Below are 249 nucleotides of genomic sequence, written 5' to 3' on the forward strand. Positions count from 1 at the left end.
GCAATTTGAAACTGGGCGTGCCGATTACCCTGCTGTGCGCTTTTCAAATACCAGAATGCGGCGAGTGTCTTGTTTTGAGCAACGCCTTCTCCGTCTTTATAAAGATCGGCCAGATTGTCTTATGCGTAACTATGGCCTTGTAATGCAGCTTGTTTGTACCAGAAAAATGCCAGCGCATAATCTTGTGCGACTCCGTTGCCATTTCTGTACATCCATCCAAGATTATTTTGCGCATATGACATTCCGCTC

The 249-nt window shown here is 45.8% G+C and carries 1 pseudogene; it reads right to left on the reverse strand.

The features are described from left to right. A pseudogene (gene ybeQ, locus FN960_RS24565) lies at positions 1-249 on the reverse strand (Sel1 family TPR-like repeat protein YbeQ); the annotation flags it as partial.

The organism is Alkalicoccobacillus porphyridii (assembly GCF_007293315.1).
In the GTDB taxonomy this organism is placed as follows: domain Bacteria; phylum Bacillota; class Bacilli; order Bacillales; family Bacillaceae_D; genus Alkalicoccobacillus; species Alkalicoccobacillus porphyridii.